General features: G+C 62.7%; 17 protein-coding genes. 6 read left to right on the top strand and 11 right to left on the bottom strand.

The features are described 5' to 3' along the window. Nucleotides 1-44 precede the first annotated feature (44 nt). The 3 genes from AWB75_RS05180 to AWB75_RS05170 are packed head-to-tail and all read left to right on the top strand — an operon-like array spanning nucleotide 45 to nucleotide 1,922. Nucleotides 45-956 (top strand): urea transporter, encoded by a 912-nt coding sequence (locus AWB75_RS05180; protein ID WP_061122984.1) that lies wholly within the window; start codon nucleotides 45-47, stop codon nucleotides 954-956. Continuing rightward, complete coding sequence (locus AWB75_RS05175) at nucleotides 934-1,710, top strand: class II aldolase/adducin family protein (RefSeq protein ID WP_061122983.1); 777 nt, start codon at nucleotides 934-936, stop codon at nucleotides 1,708-1,710. The genes AWB75_RS05180 and AWB75_RS05175 overlap by 23 nt, the downstream gene beginning before the upstream one ends. After that, entirely contained in the window at nucleotides 1,656-1,922 is a 267-nt protein-coding gene (locus AWB75_RS05170) for a 4-oxalocrotonate tautomerase (RefSeq protein WP_087086477.1), read from the top strand. Before AWB75_RS05175 ends, AWB75_RS05170 begins: the two co-directional genes overlap by 55 nt. Nucleotides 1,923-1,941: 19 nt before the next feature. On the opposite strand, the gene AWB75_RS05165 is transcribed toward AWB75_RS05170, so the two are convergent. The 8 genes from AWB75_RS05165 to AWB75_RS05130 all read right to left on the bottom strand — a co-directional run bounded on the left by AWB75_RS05165 (nucleotide 1,942) and on the right by AWB75_RS05130 (nucleotide 11,523). After that, complete coding sequence (locus tag AWB75_RS05165; RefSeq protein ID WP_061122982.1) at nucleotides 1,942-4,119, bottom strand: malate synthase G; 2,178 nt, start codon at nucleotides 4,117-4,119, stop codon at nucleotides 1,942-1,944. Between the two features lie 138 nt (nucleotides 4,120-4,257). After that, the gene (locus AWB75_RS05160) at nucleotides 4,258-4,626 is read right to left on the bottom strand and encodes a HepT-like ribonuclease domain-containing protein (protein ID WP_061122981.1); all 369 of its coding nucleotides are present in this window, start codon (nucleotides 4,624-4,626) and stop codon (nucleotides 4,258-4,260) included. After that, entirely contained in the window at nucleotides 4,623-4,913 is a 291-nt protein-coding gene (locus AWB75_RS05155; RefSeq protein ID WP_061122980.1) for a nucleotidyltransferase family protein, read from the bottom strand. Before AWB75_RS05155 ends, AWB75_RS05160 begins: the two co-directional genes overlap by 4 nt. Before the next feature lie 101 nt (nucleotides 4,914-5,014). Further along, a complete protein-coding gene (locus AWB75_RS05150) occupies nucleotides 5,015-5,725 on the bottom strand; it encodes a UPF0149 family protein (protein WP_061122979.1) in 711 nt (236 codons plus the stop codon). Nucleotides 5,726-5,847: 122 nt separating this feature from the next. Further along, nucleotides 5,848-8,076, bottom strand: coding sequence for a xanthine dehydrogenase family protein molybdopterin-binding subunit (locus AWB75_RS05145; protein WP_061122978.1), 2,229 nt, complete (start codon nucleotides 8,074-8,076; stop codon nucleotides 5,848-5,850). Nucleotides 8,077-8,096: 20 nt separating this feature from the next. Then, a complete protein-coding gene (locus AWB75_RS05140) occupies nucleotides 8,097-9,101 on the bottom strand; it encodes an FAD binding domain-containing protein (protein ID WP_061122977.1) in 1,005 nt (334 codons plus the stop codon). Between the two features lie 11 nt (nucleotides 9,102-9,112). Beyond that, nucleotides 9,113-9,676: a (2Fe-2S)-binding protein gene (locus tag AWB75_RS05135; protein WP_061122976.1), complete on the bottom strand. Its 564-nt coding sequence runs from the start codon at nucleotides 9,674-9,676 to the stop codon at nucleotides 9,113-9,115. Between the two features lie 530 nt (nucleotides 9,677-10,206). Next, nucleotides 10,207-11,523 carry an MFS transporter gene (locus AWB75_RS05130; RefSeq protein ID WP_061122975.1) on the bottom strand — a complete coding sequence of 439 codons (1,317 nt, stop codon included), beginning with the start codon at nucleotides 11,521-11,523 and terminating at the stop codon, nucleotides 10,207-10,209. Nucleotides 11,524-11,715: 192 nt separating this feature from the next. On the opposite strand from AWB75_RS05130, the gene AWB75_RS05125 reads away from it, so the two are divergent. Next, entirely contained in the window at nucleotides 11,716-12,612 is an 897-nt protein-coding gene (locus AWB75_RS05125) for a LysR substrate-binding domain-containing protein (protein ID WP_061122974.1), read from the top strand. Between the two features lie 291 nt (nucleotides 12,613-12,903). Here the strand turns inward: AWB75_RS05125 and AWB75_RS05120 are convergent, their stop codons facing one another. After that, nucleotides 12,904-13,515, bottom strand: a complete 612-nt coding sequence (locus AWB75_RS05120; protein ID WP_143746402.1) for a flagellar biosynthesis sigma factor — start codon at nucleotides 13,513-13,515, stop codon at nucleotides 12,904-12,906. Between the two features lie 2 nt (nucleotides 13,516-13,517). Then, nucleotides 13,518-14,495, bottom strand: coding sequence for a DUF2515 family protein (locus AWB75_RS05115; protein WP_235011975.1), 978 nt, complete (start codon nucleotides 14,493-14,495; stop codon nucleotides 13,518-13,520). A gap of 343 nt (nucleotides 14,496-14,838) precedes the next feature. On the opposite strand from AWB75_RS05115, the gene AWB75_RS05110 reads away from it, so the two are divergent. Both AWB75_RS05110 and AWB75_RS05105 read left to right on the top strand, forming a co-directional pair. Then, a complete protein-coding gene (locus tag AWB75_RS05110) occupies nucleotides 14,839-16,032 on the top strand; it encodes a M20 aminoacylase family protein (protein WP_061122972.1) in 1,194 nt (397 codons plus the stop codon). Nucleotides 16,033-16,041: 9 nt separating this feature from the next. Further along, entirely contained in the window at nucleotides 16,042-17,106 is a 1,065-nt protein-coding gene (locus tag AWB75_RS05105) for a M14 family metallopeptidase (protein ID WP_061122971.1), read from the top strand. On the opposite strand, the gene AWB75_RS05100 is transcribed toward AWB75_RS05105, so the two are convergent. Then, a complete protein-coding gene (locus tag AWB75_RS05100; protein WP_061122970.1) occupies nucleotides 17,103-17,975 on the bottom strand; it encodes an endonuclease/exonuclease/phosphatase family protein in 873 nt (290 codons plus the stop codon). The genes AWB75_RS05105 and AWB75_RS05100 overlap by 4 nt on opposite strands. Nucleotides 17,976-18,037 lie beyond the last annotated feature (62 nt).

Genomic DNA, 18,037 nt, shown 5'->3' with positions numbered 1-18,037 from the left:
GGCTGCTTTATGCTGGCGGCTTCGCACGCCGTCGCCCGCCCAGCATGTCTTCCGCTCTCCATTCGAACGCCGCTTTCGGCGACCAGCTCCGCAGCTTCGCCCGCGCGATCGGGCAGATCGTGCTTCAGCGCCATGCCGCGACCGGCGCGCTGCTGTTTCTCGCCGTCCTGTGCGCGAGCCCGCGCCTCGCTTGCGGGCTTCTGATCGGCACGCTGACGGGCAATGTCATCAGCGTCATCATCGAAGAGCGCGACGCGCCTGCTTTCCGTGACGATCTCTACGGCTTCAACGGCGCGCTCGCCGCGCTGGCCGCGTTCACGTTCATCGGCGATGCGTCGCAGGCTGCGGCCGTCGCGATCGTCGCGGCGATGTTCGCCACCTTTCTCGCTGCCAGACTCACGCGCGTGCTGTCGCGCTACCGGCTGCCGATCTTCTCCAGCCCGGCGATCATCGTGACCTGGTGCTGGCTGCCGCTTTTCGCCGATCGCGGCGACACGGGCGCGATCCCGCAAGTAGCCGCCGGCCTCGTTCCGATCCTGCAAGCCGCGTTCGCGGGTCTCGCGCCGATCACGTTCGCGACCGGCGCGCTCGCCGGCGCATTGATCGCGGCGGGGCTGTTCGCGTCGCGGCCGTCGCAGGCTGCGTGGGCGCTCGCGGGCAGCGCGCTCGGCGCCACGCTGCACGCGCTGGGCGGCGCGAGCGATGCGGTCGTGCTATCGGGCGCATGCGGCTTCAACGCGGCGCTGGCCGCGCTCGCGGCCGCGCCGCTCGGCAAGCGTTATGCGTTCGTCGCGATCGTCGCCGCGGTGCTGATCGAACGCTCGATCGATTGCGCCGGCATCGCCGCGCTGACCGCGCCGTTCGTGCTGGCGTCGTGGGCGGTGATCGTGCTCGCGCGGCGCTTGTCGGGAACATCGCAACAAGGAGAATCGCATGTCGTTCAACCACACGCCTGAGCGCAGGATCGCGGAAAGCGGGCCGCGCTCGGAGACCGAACAGCCCGCGCGCGAAGATCTCGCCGCCGCGTATCGGCTTGTCGCGCTCAACGGCTGGGACGATGTCGTCTATACGCACATTTCCGCGAGCGTGTCGGGCGAGCCAGGGCGCTTTCTCATCAATCCGTTCGGGCTTTCGTTCGATGAAGTCACCGCGAGCAATCTCGTGAAGATCGATATCGACGGCAACGTGATCGGCGCAAGCGCGCATCCGGTGAACGCGACGGGCTTCGCGCTGCATGGCGCGGTGCATGCCGCGCGCGACGATGCCGTTTGCGTGATGCATCTGCATGTGCGCGAGGCGATCGCGGTATCGACGCAGCCGCATGGCCTGCTGCCCGCGTCGCAGCACGCGATGCGCTTTCATGGCCATCTCGCGTATCACGATTACGAAGGCCTGGCGTTTTCGCCGGCGGAAGGCGAGCGGCTGGTGAAGAGTCTCGGCGCGCATCGCGCGATGCTGCTGCGCAATCATGGGCCGCTCACGCTCGGGCGCACCGTCGCCGAGGCTTATGTGCTGATGGATATGCTCGTCAAGGCATGCGATATTCAGCTTCGCGCGCTCGCGGGCGTGGGGAAGATGATCGTGCCGACGCCCGAAGTCGTCACGCGTACCGCGGCGCAATTGCACGACGATGACGCCATCGAAGGCGCGCTCGAATGGCCGGCGCTATTGCGCAAGCTCGACCGTATCGATGCGTCTTATCGCGACTGAATTCAACTCAACGGGAGACCGACGCCATGCCGACATTCAACATTCAGCTATTCGAAGGCCGCACGCAGGAAGAGAAGCGCAAGTTCGTCGAGGCGATCACGCGCACGACATGCGAGACGCTCGGCTGCGAGCCGGGTTCGGTCGATATCATTCTGACCGATGTGAAGCGCGAGAACTGGGCGACGGCGGGCAAGCTCTGGTCGGAGCAGTGACCCGCCGCCGCTCGACGGCTTACATCGATTGCTTGGCCGCTAACCGGAACTTGTGCAGCAGCGGTTCCGTATAACCGCTCGGCTGCGTGCGGCCTTCGAACACGAGCGCACAGGCGGCCTTGAACGCGTACGAGCTATCGAATGAAGGCGCCATCGGGCGATAGGTCGGATCGGCGTCGTTCTGCTTGTCGACCACGGCGGCCATGCGTTCGAGCGTCGCGCGAACCTGTTCTTCCGTGACGATGCCATGCCGCAGCCAGTTCGCGATGTGCTGGCTCGAAATGCGCAGCGTCGCGCGGTCTTCCATCAGGCCCACATCGTGAATGTCCGGCACCTTCGAGCAGCCGACGCCCTGATCGACCCAGCGCACCACATAGCCGAGAATGCCCTGCGCGTTGTTCTCGATTTCGTTCCTGATGTCCTCTTCCGACCACGACGGCTTATCGACGACGGGAATCGTCAGCAAGCCATCGAGCAGCTCGTTTCTCTGGCTGTCGTAGTCGATGCTTTCGAGTTCCTGCTGAACCTGTTGCACATCGACCATGTGATAGTGCAGCGCGTGCAGCGTAGCCGCCGTGGGCGAGGGCACCCATGCGGTGTTCGCGCCCGCGCGCGGATGCGCAATCTTCTGCTCGAGCATCGCGTGCATGAGATCGGGCATCGCCCACATGCCCTTGCCGATCTGCGCCCGACCGCGCAGGCCCGTGTTCAGGCCGACGAGCACGTTGCTGCGCTCGTACGCGCTGATCCACTTCGATGACTTCATGTCGCCCTTGCGCATCATCGGGCCGGCTTCCATCGACGAATGCATCTCGTCGCCGGTGCGATCCAGAAAGCCCGTGTTGATGAACGCCACGCGCGCGCCCGCCGCCGCGATGCACGCCTTCAGATTCACGCTCGTGCGCCGCTCCTCGTCCATGATGCCCATCTTGATCGTGTGACGCGGCAAGCCGAGCAGATCTTCGACGCGCGAGAACAGCTCGTCCGCGAACGCGACTTCGGCGGGGCCGTGCATCTTCGGCTTCACGATATAGATGGAACCCGTGCGCGAGTTCATCTTGTTCTTGAGATCGTGCATCGCGCCGAGCGTGGTCATCACGGCGTCGAGGATGCCTTCCGGAATCTCGTTGCCGTCGCGGTCGAGCACGGCGGGATTCGTCATCAGATGGCCGACGTTGCGAACGAACAAGAGCGAACGTCCGTGCAGCTTGACCGTGCCGCCATTGGGCGCGGTGTATTCGCGGTCCGGGTTCATTCTGCGCGTGAAGCTCTTGCCGTTCTTCGTCACCTGCTCGGCGAGATGGCCTTGCATGAGGCCGAGCCAGTTGCGATAGAGCTGCGTCTTGTCGGCGGCATCGACGGCGGCGACCGAATCTTCACAGTCGATGATCGTGCTCACCGCCGCTTCCATCAGCACGTCCTTGACGTGCGCGGCATCCGTTTTGCCGATGGAATGGTTCGCGTCGATCTGGATCTCGAAGTGCAGGTCGTTGTGCTTGAGCAGAATCGCGGACGGCTCTTTCGCATCGCCCTGAAAGCCCGCGAACTGTTCGCCGTTCGCGAGTCCGCCCCTGGCGCCGTCCTTCAGCGTGACGACGAGTTTGCCTTGCTCGACGCTGTACTTCGTCGCATCGGCATGCGAGCCGTGGGCGAGAGGCGCGTGGTCGTCGAGGAACGCGCGCGCGTAGGCGATCACTTTTGCGCCGCGCTTCGGATTGAATTGCGCGGTGCGCTCGGCGCCATCGGATTCGTCGATGGCGTCGGTGCCGTAGAGCGCGTCGTAGAGGCTGCCCCAGCGCGCGTTGGCGGCGTTGAGCGCATAGCGGAGATTCGAGAGCGGCACGACGAGTTGCGGGCCGGCCTGCTCGGCGATTTCGCGATCGACATTGGCGGTGCTCGCCTGCACATGCGCGGGCGCGGACACGATATAGCCGATGTCTTCCAGAAACTTGCGATAGGCGCGCAGATCGCGCACGGGGCCGGGATTGCTGCGATGCCAGTTGTCGAGCTCGGTCTGGAGGCGGTCGCGCTCGGCGAGCAGTGCGCGGTTCTTCGGGGCGAGATCGTGCACGATGGCATCGAAACCTTTCCAGAACGATGCGCTGTCGACGCCCGTGCCGGGGATGGCTTCTTCATCGACGAACCTTGCGAGGCTGGCGTCGACCTGCAGGCCGTGTTGTTTGATCATGTCGTTCATGGGCACTCCGGCTGATTGCTGCTACACAGGGGTTTTGAGGATGGGCTGGTCCCTATGTTAGCGCGTCTTGGGGGAGGATCGAAGCGCGGGGAAGGTGCAAGCGGTGTGCCTGAAGAGGGCCAGATTTTTGAATTGCCGCTAGATTGCACCGTCCAAATCGACAGCGAGCGACTCGAACTGTCTGCCAAGAGCCGGAAGATCTTCGCGAATCGTCACCCAGAGAATGCCGAGGTCGATCTTATGGTAACCGTGCGTCAACGCGTTACGCATTTCATACGCGGACTGGAACGGCACTTCGGGATGTTGAGCGGCGAACGTAGGAAAATATCGACGGATATTCCTGCACGCCTCACCGACGACTTCGACGTTGCGGATCACCGCGTCCTGTGCGAATTCATCGTTGCGGAAGGCGGCTTCGTCGAGTCCATCGGTATAGCGCTTGATACGTCCGATCGCGGTGATGACGTGATCGATGTATTCGCGCAGCGTCACCGCGTCTCGACTCATACCGGAACAGCGCCCGCGACGATTGCATCGCGACTCCGGTCGGGGAGTGCGCCGGGAGTGAGCACATCCACCTTCACGCCGAGCAGCTCGCGCAACTCATGCCGAATCGCGCCGATGTCGAGTAGCGACGTTTCCGGCGTAGGGTCGATCAGCAGATCGAGATCGCTTTCCTCGGTATCTTCTCCACGCGCGACCGAACCGAAGATGCGCGCATTCTTGGCGCGATGTGCTTCGACGACGCGACGAATGTCGTTACGGTGAGCTTGCAGAGCGTCAGATGGCTTCATGGCAGTTACGTATATGAGCGTTACGAGAGCTCGCGGCCGAATAAGGATGCGAACGCAGTCTAGCATAGCGTTTTTGCCCTCATCCGCCCGCCGCCCGCCGTTCAATGCAGCGTAGAAGAACCCGCCCCGCAGCAATGCTTGTACTTGCGCCCGCTGCCGCACGGGCACGGTTCGTTTCTGCCGACTTTATCGCTTTTGCGTGGCATCGACTCGGCGGCGTCGCGCCGCGCATTCTCCTGCCGCCGCTCGTCGAAATAGCGATAGATATGGGTCAGGCTCGCGATCATCACCTGAATGATTTCCTCGCGGTTTTCCAGCGCCTTGGGATCGGTGCGCAGTTCCGGATCCGGATCGTCCTCGTGGTAGAGCATCAGAACCGGAACCAGCGATCCTGCGTGATTCTCGTCGCTGAACAACTCCTGCCAGCTTTCACGGCGCATGTTTATGCCGTCCATGAAGCCGTCTGCCCATTCGTTGGCATGAGCGACGCCATCTTCCTCGTCCAGCGATAGCACCGGCAGATAGACAGTCTCTTCGCTCAGTGTGAACTCGAGCGTGTCAGCGATCGTGTTCCAGTGACGAATCAGCAGCAACACCGTATTCCGGGCGTCATCGTCATTCGCGCGCGCATAGTTTTCGCCCAGCACCGCGAGCAGCCATTCCTCCAACTGGACCAGTTCAGGGCCGCATATCAACGCCGCGAAAAAGCCATCGACCCTCTCCAGAGTCATCGCGTTATCGAAGGAAGCGAGCAATTCTTCGAGGCGATCGAGTTCGCCTTCGGTCAGCGGCTTCGCATTGGAGTCTTTCAATTCGTTTTCCGATAAATGAGCGGCTCGACGATGCGCCGCGTGGCGCCATTATACGAACGCGAATCAGCCCGGCTTTCGCGCCGGCGAACGACGCGAAAAGACCGGGCTTCATGTTCCAACACCTACGCCTTCAACAAATCCTCGATCATCACCGGCAGCTTCCTCACGCGCACGCCCGTCGCGTGATATACCGCGCCCGTGATCGCCGCCGCGATCCCCGCCAGCCCGATCTCCGCGATCCCGCGCGCGCCGAGCTCGTTGAAGATCGTATCGGGATAGTCTAGAAAGGTGACGTCCATCTTCGGCGTATCCGCATTCGTTGCGACGACGTAATCGGCGAGACTGCTGTTGACCGGCGCGCCGCTTCGTTCGTCGTAAACGGTGTGCTCGAAAAGCGCCATGCCGACGCCCATCACGACCGCGCCTTCTATCTGATTGCGGCCCGCACGCGGATTCAGGATCTTGCCCGCATCGATCACGGTCACGACGCGGCTCACGCGCAGACGCGCCGTCGCGGGTTCCCACGTCACTTCGGCGAAATGCGCGCCGTACGAGTGGATCGACCACTTCTTCTTCAGCGGATCGTCGAAGCCGCCTTTCGCGCTGCCGTTGCCCGACGCCGCATGCAGCTTCGCCGCTTCGAGAATGCGCGCAAACGGCACGCCGCTCTCCGGCCGCTCGTTCTTGCGATGCACATGCCCGCCGCTCATCGCGAGCTCTTCCGCTTTGACGCCTGCGAAGGGTAACTCTTCGATCTTCGATGCACGCGCGAGCAGCGTCTTGATGGCCCCGCGCACCGCATCCGATACCGCCGGAATCACCGATGCCGTCGCCGCCGAACCGCCCGATACCGGACCGAGCGGCAGCGCGGTGTCGCCGAGGCCGACTTCGATCCTGTCGAGCGGAATGCCCGTATGCTCCGCGACGATCTGCGCGAGGATCGTGTACGTGCCCGTGCCGATATCCTGCGTGCCGCACGCGACGCGCGCTGTGCCATCCGCGCGCAGGTCGACGGTCGCGTCCGCCGAGAAGCGCAGGCCCGGCCAACTGCATGCGCCGACGCCCCAGCCGAGCGTCAAGCCATCGCGCTTCATCGAGCCGACTTCCGGCGTGCGCTTGCTCCAGCCGAATTTCTCCGCGCCGGTCTTCAGGCATTCGACGAAATGCCGCGATGAAAACGGCAAGCCGCTGCTTTCATCGACTTTCGGCTCATTGCGCAAACGCAGCTCGACAGGATCGATCTTCAGCGCGATGGCCAGCTCATCCATCGCCGATTCGAGCGCGTACAAACCGGGCACGGCGCCGGGTCCGCGCATCGACGTGGGCGAGCCGACATTGCGCTTGACCGTGCCGCCCGTCACGCGAAGATTGGGCGTGCTGTACATGGAAGGCGTCGCTTCGCCGCAGTCTTCCGCATAGTCGTCGGCGATGGCCTCGTGATTCACGAAGTCATGCCGCAGCGACACGAGCTTGCCGTCCTGCGTCGCCGCGAGCCGCACGCGCTGCTGCGTCGTCGGCCGGTGCCCGACGTTCTGGAACATCATCTTGCGCGACAGCACGAGCTTGACGGGCCGTTCCAGTTGTCGCGTCGCGGCCGCGGCGAGCAGCGAATGCGGCCACATCCATAGCTTGCCGCCGAAGCCCGAGCCGAGATAACGCGAGATCACGCGCACTTTCTCTTTCGGCAGGCCCATCATCTGCATCAGCGTGCCCTGATGATTCGCGACGGCCTGACTCGTTTCGTAGAACGTATAAGTTTCGCCGTTCCAGTGCGCGATGGTCGCATGCAGTTCGATCGGGTTATGCGTCTCGACGGGCGTCACATACGTCTCGTCGATCTTCACGGGCGCATCGTCGAACGCCTTGTCGGGATAGCCGCGTTCGCTGTGCGTATCGAGCTTCCTGTCGATATCGAGCGTCGCGCTCACGTCATGCGGCGTCTTGTCGTAACCGACCTTGATCGCGGCGGCCGCGGCGCTCGCCTGCTCGAACGTCTCCGCGACGACGAGCGCGACGTACTGCCCGTAATAGCGAATGATGTCGTCTTCGAAGGGCGGGCGGTTTTCATCGACGAAACCGGTGTCGATGGAATTGCCCGAGATGCGGTAGAAGCGGCCGATATTGCCGCGATGCAGAATCAGCTTCACGCCAGGCATGGTTTGCGCGGCGGCGAATTCGAGCGACGTGATCCTGCCGCTCGCGATGGTGCTGCCGACCGGCACGGCGTACAGCATGCCGGGCAAGTCGACGTCGGATGTGTAAGGCGCGCGGCCGCAGACCTTCAGCGGTCCGTCGATGCGCGACTGGGGCCGTCCAATGAAAGACTGCGTGATATCAGGCGCGGTGGACATGTTCGTTTCCTCGCTCGTGATCAGGACGTTTGCGTGGCCATCTTCAGCGCATGCACGATGCAGCGCGTCGATAGCTCGACCTTGAAGCCGTTCTCGCTTTGCGGCTTCGCATCGGCGAGCGCGGCATCGGCGGCGCGTCTGAACGTGGCTTCATCGGGCGCTGCGTCTTGCAATTCCTTCTCTGCTTCGCGCGATCGCCACGGCTTCGTGCCAACGCCGCCGAGCGCCACGCGCGCATGTGCGATACGCCCGTCCTTCACGCCGATCACCACGCCGGCCGACGCCAGCGCGAACTCATACGACGCGCGATCGCGCAGCTTCAGATAGAAGGAGCGCGCGCCTTCGACGGGCGGCGGCAACGTCACATGCGTGATGAGATCGCCGGCATCGAGCACGTTTTCGCGATCGGGCGTCGTGCCCGGCAGCAGGAAGAATTCGTCGATCGGAATCGCGCGCTTGCCAGCGGTGCCTTCGACATGAACCGTCGCTTCGAGCGCCTGCAATGCGACGCACATATCCGACGGATTGCTCGCGATGCACGATTCGCTCGTGCCGAGAATCGCCATCATGCGATTGACGCCCTGGATCGCCGAGCAGCCCGTGCCCGGCTCGCGCTTGTTGCACGGCGATGTCGTATCGCGGAAATACACGCATCGCGTGCGCTGCAGGATATTGCCGCCCGTCGTCGCCATGTTGCGCAACTGCACGGACGCGCCCGCGAGCACCGCTTGCGACAGCACCGCATAACGCTCGCGGATCAGCGGATGATGCGCGAGATCCGAGTTGCGCGAGGTCGCGCCGATACGCACGCCGCCGTCCTGCGTCGGCTCGATCGCATCGAGCGGCAGTCGGCTGATGTCGACGACGCGCATAGGCCGTTCGACGTTGAGCTTCATCAGGTCGAGCAGCGTCGTGCCGCCCGCGAGAAAGCGCACTTCCGCCCCTTGCTGCGCGGTATGCGCGAGCGCACCGGCGTTGATCGCGTCGCGCATGTCGCGCGCGCGGGAGAGCTGAAACATGTCCATGTCGCTCTCCTTTATTTGGCCGACGGCTTGCTGCCGCGCACCGACTGGATCGCTTCGACGATGTTCTGGTATGCGCCGCAGCGGCACAGATTGCCGCTCATCGCTTCGCGCACGTCTTCGTCGCTCGGGCCGATGGGCTCGTCGAGCAGCGCCACCGCCGACATCAACTGGCCGGCCGTGCAATAGCCGCACTGATAGCCGTCGCATTCGACGAACGCGGCCTGCAGCGGATGCAGCGCTTCGACTTCGCCGATGCCTTCGATGGTGGTGATGGTGTCGCCGTCGCATGCGGCGGCGAAGCACAGGCACGAGTTCACGCGGCGGCCGTTCACATGAACGGTGCATGCGCCGCATTGACCATGATCGCAGCCTTTTTTCGTGCCAGTCAGATGAAGATGCTCACGCAATGCATCTAAAAGCGTCGTGCGCGGATCGAGCGACAGCTTATGGCTCTGGCCGTTCACGGTCATCGTGAAGGTGATATTCGCGCCGTCGGTCTTGGACGGTGCGGGCGCGAGCTTGTTGGGCGTATCGGTGTGTGTTGTTTTGGCTTGGGGGACGGGACGTTGTGGCATCGGCAATCTCCTGAATTGCGCAGCGATCTACTGCACAGGTGCGGCAAAGGCGGCAGGACGTGAGAGAGGCGAAGATGCGGCGGCGTGTCGGGCGCCGGACAGCGCGGAGGGAGAGCGGCGAAAAAGAGTCTGCGCGGCGGGCACAGGACCTTCACGGGTCGACGACGCGGCGAAAGACGACACTCAGCCAGTATAGGCAGGAAAGTTCACGCGGGCCATGAGGCACCGCGTTCGCATGAACCATGCCCACGCCGGGCGAGAAGAGCGTCAGTGCGTGAGCACGGCGCGTGCGAGAACGGAAAGAAGAAACACACCGACTGTCGTGAAAAGGACGAGCACCACGAGGATCAGGATCAGGCGAAGGCTCAGTTGCATCGCGTCGGTCCAAAAAAAATGGCCGCTTGCGCGGCCGGAAGGAGGGTGGGTCGGTCAGACTTCAGACTAAGCGCGCTTTCTTAAATCAGACTTAAGCGCGCCGTTCTTCCGTGCGGGCCGGCACATTGTCCTTCCTTTGCGGACATCATGCAGCATCAGCGCAATGCTTCGCTGTAACGGTCGCGCAGCGGGAGGATCGTCAAGAGCGCGACCGCGCTGCCGAAGATCACGTAGTAGCAGATCGACAGCGGATCGCCGGTGGTCATCGTGAGCCATGACACGATGGCGGGCGCGAAGCCGCCGAAGATCATCACCGCGACGTTGTAGCTCACCGAGATGCCCGTCGAGCGCACGCTCGAAGGCAGCAGTTCGGAGATGAACGCGGGATAGCAGCCCTGAAAGATGCCGAGGTAGGTCATCAATAGCGCCTGGCAGACGATCAGCATCGGCAGGCTGGGATGCGCCGTGAGCACCGCGAAGATCGGGTATGCGGTGACGAGCGAAAGCGCGAGCGCGGTGGCCATCAGCTTCTTGCGGCCGATGCGATCGGACAGGCGGCCGAAGAACGGGCAGCAGACGAGATAGATGAGCGCGCCGATCGTCGAGCTGATGAGGCCGTCGGTGAGCGCCATGTGCAGCACGCGCGTCGCGTGCGTCGGCAGATACAGCAGGAAGATGTATGTGCCGATGGTGCCGAAAACCGTGAGGCCGAAGCCCGCGAGAACCGACGTCCAGTGCTTCGTGGCCGTATCGCGGATCGGGCGCGCGCTCAGTTCGTTTTTCTGGGCCTTCTCGACGAACACGGGCGATTCGTCGAGCTTCGAGCGCAGATACAGGCCGACCGGCACGATCAGCAGACCGATCACGAACGGAATGCGCCAGCCCCAGCTAGTGAGATGCTCGGGGCTCAGCGTGCGCGTGAGCACCGCGCCGAAGAACGAGCCCGCGAGACTCGCGGCGGCCTGCGCGACCATCTGGAAGCTGCCGAAATAGCCGCGCTTGTCGGCGGGCGCGTATTCGACGAGAAACGCCGTCGCGCAGCCGACTTCGCCGCCCGCGGAGAAGCCCTGGATCAGCCGGCCGAGCAGCATCAGCAAGGGCGCGGCGATGCCGATTGCGGCATACGTCGGCGCGAACGCGATGATCGCGATGCCCACGGCCATCAGCGAAATCGTGAGCGTGAGCGCCGATTTGCGTCCGACGCGATCCGCGACCGCGCCCAGCACGATGCCGCCGAGCGGCCGCGTGAGGAAGCCGACGCCGAACGTCGCCCAGGTCGCGAGCAATGAAATCGTGGGACTGGTGGCGGGAAAGTAGAGCTTCGAGATGATGACGGCGAAGAAGCCATAGACCATGAAGTCGAACCATTCGAGCGCGTTGCCGATGGTCGATACCACGATGGCTCGTCGGCCGGACAGGTTCGATGCGGCGCTTTCGTCGGCCGCGTGGGCTGCAGGTAGTACGGTGCTCATCGAATGCACTCCATGAGGTTTTCTCGTTGACGACATCCGCTTTTTTCAGGGCTCGTGCGGGGTACGCGCGAAGCCGCTGCAACATGCAAACGCAATACGCAAACACTACGCCGAAGTGAAATAAGAAAATATAGAATTTCTGAACTGACACTCAAGGAAACCTGATCGAACGATCCGGGTTGTCCCAGCCCCATGAGCAACATTCGCTTTTTGCGCACCTTTATCGCGGTTGCGCGCTACGGTTCCTTTGCCGCCGCCGCCGAGAAAGTCGCGCTCACGCAGGCCGCGGTGAGCATGCAGATGCAATCGCTCGAAGACGATCTGAAGCGCCCGCTCTTCGATCGCGTGGGCCGCACCAACCGGTTGACGAGCATCGGCAAACAGGTGTTGCCGCAGGCGGAGCGCATCGTCGCGCTGTACGACAGCATGCGTCTCACCGGTCTCGATGACGAGATCGCCGGCTCCGTCTCCATTGGCGCAGTCGATTCGGCGATGGGCGCGCTCGCATCCGTCGTCACTGAATTGAAAGGTCAATATCCGCGGCTCGATGTGCGGCTTTTCACAGGCAAGGCGCTCGCGCTCGCGCCGCAAGTGGAAGCCGGAGAAATCGATGCGGCGGTCATCGTCGAAATGGCGGGCAAGACGCCCGCGAGTCTCAACTGGACGCCGCTGTATTCGGAGCCGCTCGTCGTGATCGGCTCGCCGCGAAGCGGATCGTCGAGCGCCGCGGAGATGCTTGCGAGCCGCCCGTTTCTGCGTTTCGATAGGGCGCAGCGAACCGGCGCATTGATCGAGCGCGCGTTGAAACATAACCGGCTTGCCGTGAACGAGTTTCTCGAGCTGAACTCGCTCGAAGTGATCGTCGAACTCGTGCGGCAGGATGCGGGCGTGTCCGTCGTGCCGCTGCTCGAATACGGCTCGTGGGCGAGCGATCCGGCATTGCGCGTGATGCCGCTCGCGAAGAACACGCCGCGCCGTGTCGTCGGGATGCTGGAGCGCAAGATTCACGATCGGCACGCGGTGATGAGCGTCGTCCAGGAGCGCATACGCATGCGCTCGGGTGGCGTTGCGTCGTCGAGTGAAGGCTGACGGCACCCGGCATCGTTCACTTCGAAGAACAGTTGGTGCGGGAGGAGTCGCGCCGCATCGACCGTCGCGCCAGGAGTTTTCATGTTTCGCCTGTCAGTTCTACTGGCATGTCCTCACCTGCCATTTCTTCATCATCCCTGCTGGGTCGATTCGGTCATCGGCGATGCGCTGGAGTATGACATCCGACTGGATGTCGGTGCTGCTCGGCATTTGGGAGGCGTGCGTTCCGGGCGGCGTCACGATGGTCCGAGCGAAGAGAACTCAATAAGTTGATGCGCACACGCACATGCGTCACTCACCGGGCCTGTCGGTCCAGAATGGTCGCCCGAGTTCAAGGATCACGCCATAGTACGTCTGACCCGGCTGCACGGAAATCGAACGACAGCTAATGTCAATCGTCACCTGATACTTGTCCGCTGCATTCCATACCGAAGTCGGGAACTGGCACTCGTGCAACTGACGCCGAAGCTCGGGCGTGTCCTCAATTGGATGCATGCCACTATATTGAAAAGGCCGCCAGCCCCCACGCCGTAGCTGATCCTGTATGTCCAGTACGATCGCGATCACGTCATTCAACGGCAGCGGCTTCACTTGTGGCGAAAGCTGCACCGAATCAAAGCCACCCGTTTCAGGATCAGCGCCCATCTGATAGAACACGGCCCGAGGGGTTGTGAAACCATACAAGGGATCGTCGAAGCGAAATCTCGCAATCACCGCTGGAGAAGGGAGCAGACTCGGTTCCGGTGAAGGCAGAATCGAGTCATAGCGCTTGCGTATCTGCTCATAGGGTTCCCCCCACTTCACAGCTATTTCAGCGGGCCGGTGAAGTGATGTCCAGACAGCCCACGTCACGGCAGCCAGCAGCACCGCACCCGCCAACACACCGATGGTTGGTCGTCGCATGACTATCTCGGATGAGCGAGCAGATAGAGAGAGTTCTCCACGTCATACTTCTGCAATGGATCGTGAAGTAACTGGTTGAACCGATTAGCAGCGCGGCTCACGAAATCCATGCGCTGTGCCGGATCAGCGAGATTCGCCAGCGGATCGTTACTGAAGCCCTCCTTGCGCGCGGGCAAACCCTTGACCGTGCAGTTGTTGGCAAGGATCAGCTCAATCTGACGCGCCGAACCCGTCGGAATGTTCAACGCCCAGGCGAACTGATTGGCCCGCATCAGCGTGACGAACATCGGATCGCTATAAATGGCGGTCTGCAAAATATTGATCTGCTCGTGATACGCCATCAACCGGACACCGTCGCTGATATTGCCGCTATCGATGGCAGAGAACGCAGCCTTCACTTCGGGCCACTCACGCCCGAACTCTATCTTGCCTCTGAGCGGCCAGTTCACCTCGCCAGCGATTGTCCTGCGAAGCGGATAGCACTTCTTGAACCGCTCTAGCCCAAATGCCTCATAGAACTTATGCAGCGGCCAGATTTCAAGAAACAGCGCCGTGTTGCCCATCGCCAGCATCTGATACACCTTGGTGGCGCCTTCGCCCATGCCCTGATCCTGCATCGGCATACGAGGGCTGCCATAGGGTGACATGCGCTCCAGCGCCGAAGCGCTACGGTCCCAGCGCTGGTACGCGTCACGCTGACGGTTCGATTTCTGGATCAGTTCGGCAGAGTTCAACAGTCCACAACCGACCTGTTTCGACGCAAAGGCCGCAAGGCCCGTCCACTGGAAGCGCCGGTCATCCCACCAAAGTTGCGCATAGGCAACATTGATAGCCCTGTTGCGTGCGACCGGATCACTGGCGGACGCGATCTTTTCGGCCTGCTTTTGCAAGTTGCGCCAGCATCGAATGCAGTCCTCCTTGTCCTCTTCAGCCTTGCGCTTCGCGGCTTCTTCGTCTTCTTTCCAGTTGGGGTAGCACACGGGGCAGCGCTTGTTGTCGCACTTGGGATACACACTCGACACGATCAATCGCTCATTTACGGTTGTTATTGATTGGCTATCCTGACGGACAACCCTACAACATACCGCGCGGACAATCGTGAGATGTGAAATTCTATCGTTCCCGAATCCGCTCAAAGCTCGTCGGTCAGCATTTCACGCGCGGGGTCGATTACCGCGCCGGCGCGACGGTTGAGCGTCAGCCCCCAGAGAACCATGACGCACACTAAAGCTTTGCTTAAGTCACAGACAAGAAATATCAGCTTTCGCTGATATTTGCGGCCATCGACAATGCTTCGTTCAATCGTTCATCAAAGAGGGCAGCATGTCGATCATTCCCGGGATCGCCCAATCGCGCGACGAGATTCAGGCCATTCGCCGCGATATCCACGCGCATCCCGAGCTCTGCTATGAAGAAGCGCGCACCGCCGAACTGGTCGCGCAAAAGCTGGAAAGCTGGGATATCGAAGTGACGCGCGGGCTTGGCAAGACGGGCGTCGTCGGCGTGTTGAGGAAAGGCGCGGGCACGCGCGCGATCGGCCTGCGCGCCGACATGGATGCGCTGCCGATTCCCGAGCTGAATACCTTCGCGCATGCGTCGCGCCACGAGAACAAGATGCATGCGTGCGGCCACGACGGTCACACCGCGATGCTGCTCGGCGCCGCGCAATATCTCGCGAAGCATCGCGATTTCGATGGCACGGTCGTCTTCATCTTCCAGCCCGCCGAAGAAGGCGGCGGCGGCGCGAAGGCGATGATCGAGGATGGCCTTTTTCAGCGCTTTCCCGTCGATGCCGTGTTCGCGCTGCACAACTGGCCGGGCATGGCGGCGGGCGAATTCGGCGCGCGCGTCGGTGCGACGCAGGCGTCGAGCAACGAGTTCGAGATCCGCATCGAGGGCGTGGGCGCGCATGCGGCGATTCCGCACGATGGCGTCGATCCCGTGTTCACGGCGCTGCAGATCGGCACGGGACTGCAAAGCATCGTGACGCGCAACAAGCGGCCCATCGACGCCGCCGTGCTTTCGATCACGCGCATGCAGGCGGGCCACGCGGTCAACGCCATTCCGACGACCGCGACGCTTGCTGGCACCGTCCGCACGTTTTCCGTCGACGTGCTCGATCTGATCGAGACGCGCATGAAGGAGATCGTCGCGGCGACGGCGGCGGCGTATCGATGCAAGGCCGAAGTCAGTTTCGTGCGCAACTATCCGCCGACCGTGAACACCGAAGCGGAGACGCATTTCGCGCTGGGCGTGATGCAGGATATCGTCGGCGCGGAGCGTGTGAACACGAACGTCGATCCGACGATGGGCGCGGAGGACTTCTCGTTCATGCTGCTCGAGCGGCCGGGATGCTATGCGTATATCGGCAATGGACGCGGTGAGCATCGCGATCATGGTCATGGCATCGGGCCGTGCATGCTGCACAACAGCAGCTACGACTTCAACGATGACGTCCTCACGCTCGGCTCGACGTACTGGGTGCGGCTCATCGAGAAGTTTCTCGCGCGCGCCTGAGGAGGGGACATGTTTTCATCGACCTACAAGGAAGCGCGTCAGCGATTTCTCGATACGGCCGCGCAGCGCAAGCTCGCGGTCGATACGCGCGTGCTCGAAGGCGTCGACGGTCTGCAAGGCGAGACGCTTGCGACGGATGTCGTGCGCATCGGTCCCGGCGATGCGAAGCGGCTGCTCGTGCTCACGTCCGCGACGCATGGCGTCGAAGGCTTTTGCGGTTCGGGCGCACAGATCGCGTTGATGCGCGACGACGCGCTGGCCGCATTGATCGAGAAGCTGGGCGTCGCGATGCTGCTCGTTCATGCAATCAATCCGTATGGCTTTTCATATCTCAGCCGTACGACCGAAGGCAATGTCGATCTGAATCGAAATAGCGTGGATTTCGGCCATCCTTTGCCGCGGAACGCGGGCTATGCGGAACTGCACGACTTGCTGATTCCCTCGCACTGGCCGCCAGATGAAGCGAACATCGCGGCGCTTCGGGGTTATATCGAAACACGCGGCCAATGGGCGTATCAGCAAGCGGTGACGACGGGACAGTACACGCATGCGCAAGGCATGTTCTATGGCGGCGAGGAGCCTGCATGGAGCACGCGCACGATGCGTGCGCTGCTCGCCGAATATGGCGAGCCGTGCGGCGCGATCGGGTGGATCGATTTTCATACGGGCCTCGGGCCGAGCGGCTTCGGCGCGAAGATCACCGTCGGCGATGTGACGCGCGCGCGGCGCTGGTGGGGCGAGGACGTGACGAGCCCCGCGGATGGCACGTCGATCGCGGCGGACGTCGCCGGCCCCTTGCTCGATACCTTGCGGCAGACGTGTCCGCATGCGGCGATTGCGTCGATTGCGATCGAGTACGGCACCGTGCCGCTCACCGACATGCTCGACATGCTGCGCGCGGACGTCTGGGTGCGTCATCATCCGGACGCGCACGATGCGCTGAAAACCGACATTCGCCGGCAGATTCGCGCGGCGTTTTATATCGACGACGATATGTGGCGCGGCATGATCGTCGGCCAGGCGCGTGCTGCCGTGTTGCAGGCGTTAAACGGCCTGTCGCGCGAGGAGGCTTAGCGCAGCTCGAGCCACATCGGCTGATGATCCGATGACCGGCTCGACTGATCCGCTTCGCACCCTAAGATGCGCGGCTGCAAGTCTTCCGTCACGAAGATGAAGTCGCAGGCGAACGGGCCATCGGGCCATTGATCGTGATCGTAGAGACCGACGGTCGCCGCGCGCGGATCGTTCGGATGCGCGCAGGTCCATGCATCGACGAAGGAGGGCGCATCGGCGATCGGTTCCAGCATCGCGCGATACGCCGATCCTTCGAACGCGCTGTTGAAGTCGCCGCAGACGATCGCGGAATGCGGACGCGCGGTGTCGGCGAACGGGCTCGCCTGACTTTCGGCCTTCGCGGGCTGGCGTTCATGCGCGCAGGCTTCGGCGTGCAGTTCGCGCAGCCGCGCGACTTGCGCGAGGCGCTGCCTCTCAGAATAAAACTCCAGATGCGTGCTGATGATGCGCAACGGGCCGACGTCGGTATCAATGACGGCTTCGAGCGCGACGCGCATCATCGACGGCTTCGCGGGATCGGCGGGCCACGGCAGCGAATGGCGCAACACCTGACGCACCGGCAGGCGGCTCACGATCGCGTTGCCGAACTGGCGGCGCGCGAGTCCCGCGCCCACGGGCGGCAGGTCGGAGCCGATTCCGTCTATGACAGTCGCGCCCGGTATCAGCGCTTCGAGTTCGGCGAACTGGTCGGCGCCCGGACGGCCCGCGAGTCCGCCCGCCTGTCTGCTTTCGTGGAAGCCGCGCGTGACTTCCTGGAGACAGAGGATGTCGAAGTCGTGCAGCGCTTTCGCTTCGGCGACGATGCGCGCGAGATCGACGCGGTTGTCTACGCCGCGTCCCCATTGGATGTTCCAGTCGACGAGTTTCATCTTCACCTCGGCGATAGCGCTAGAAGTTGACCTTCTCTCAAGAGCAGCAAGGAATGTGCTCG

The sequence above is a fragment of the Caballeronia catudaia genome (genome assembly GCF_001544755.2).
Lineage (GTDB): Bacteria > Pseudomonadota > Gammaproteobacteria > Burkholderiales > Burkholderiaceae > Caballeronia > Caballeronia catudaia.
Note: the sequence above shows the minus strand (reverse complement) of the source record. Positions and strands in the feature narration are given on the sequence as shown.

What these genes read in the sequence shown, in the direction of transcription:
- AWB75_RS05120 (WP_143746402.1), bottom strand. Translation starts at nt 13,515, where the DNA reads ATGCGACGACCAACCATCGGTGTGTTGGCGGGTGCGGTGCTGCTGGCT.
- AWB75_RS05100 (WP_061122970.1), bottom strand. Translation starts at nt 17,975, where the DNA reads ATGAAACTCGTCGACTGGAACATCCAATGGGGACGCGGCGTAGACAAC.
- AWB75_RS05160 (WP_061122981.1), bottom strand. Translation starts at nt 4,626, where the DNA reads ATGAGTCGAGACGCGGTGACGCTGCGCGAATACATCGATCACGTCATC.
- AWB75_RS05140 (WP_061122977.1), bottom strand. Translation starts at nt 9,101, where the DNA reads ATGGACATGTTTCAGCTCTCCCGCGCGCGCGACATGCGCGACGCGATC.
- AWB75_RS05130 (WP_061122975.1), bottom strand. Translation starts at nt 11,523, where the DNA reads ATGAGCACCGTACTACCTGCAGCCCACGCGGCCGACGAAAGCGCCGCA.
- AWB75_RS05170 (WP_087086477.1), top strand. Translation starts at nt 1,656, where the DNA reads ATGGCCGGCGCTATTGCGCAAGCTCGACCGTATCGATGCGTCTTATCG.
- AWB75_RS05145 (WP_061122978.1), bottom strand. Translation starts at nt 8,076, where the DNA reads ATGTCCACCGCGCCTGATATCACGCAGTCTTTCATTGGACGGCCCCAG.
- AWB75_RS05155 (WP_061122980.1), bottom strand. Translation starts at nt 4,913, where the DNA reads ATGAAGCCATCTGACGCTCTGCAAGCTCACCGTAACGACATTCGTCGC.
- AWB75_RS05175 (WP_061122983.1), top strand. Translation starts at nt 934, where the DNA reads ATGTCGTTCAACCACACGCCTGAGCGCAGGATCGCGGAAAGCGGGCCG.
- AWB75_RS05180 (WP_061122984.1), top strand. Translation starts at nt 45, where the DNA reads ATGTCTTCCGCTCTCCATTCGAACGCCGCTTTCGGCGACCAGCTCCGC.
- AWB75_RS05125 (WP_061122974.1), top strand. Translation starts at nt 11,716, where the DNA reads ATGAGCAACATTCGCTTTTTGCGCACCTTTATCGCGGTTGCGCGCTAC.
- AWB75_RS05105 (WP_061122971.1), top strand. Translation starts at nt 16,042, where the DNA reads ATGTTTTCATCGACCTACAAGGAAGCGCGTCAGCGATTTCTCGATACG.
- AWB75_RS05165 (WP_061122982.1), bottom strand. Translation starts at nt 4,119, where the DNA reads ATGAACGACATGATCAAACAACACGGCCTGCAGGTCGACGCCAGCCTC.
- AWB75_RS05110 (WP_061122972.1), top strand. Translation starts at nt 14,839, where the DNA reads ATGTCGATCATTCCCGGGATCGCCCAATCGCGCGACGAGATTCAGGCC.
- AWB75_RS05135 (WP_061122976.1), bottom strand. Translation starts at nt 9,676, where the DNA reads ATGCCACAACGTCCCGTCCCCCAAGCCAAAACAACACACACCGATACG.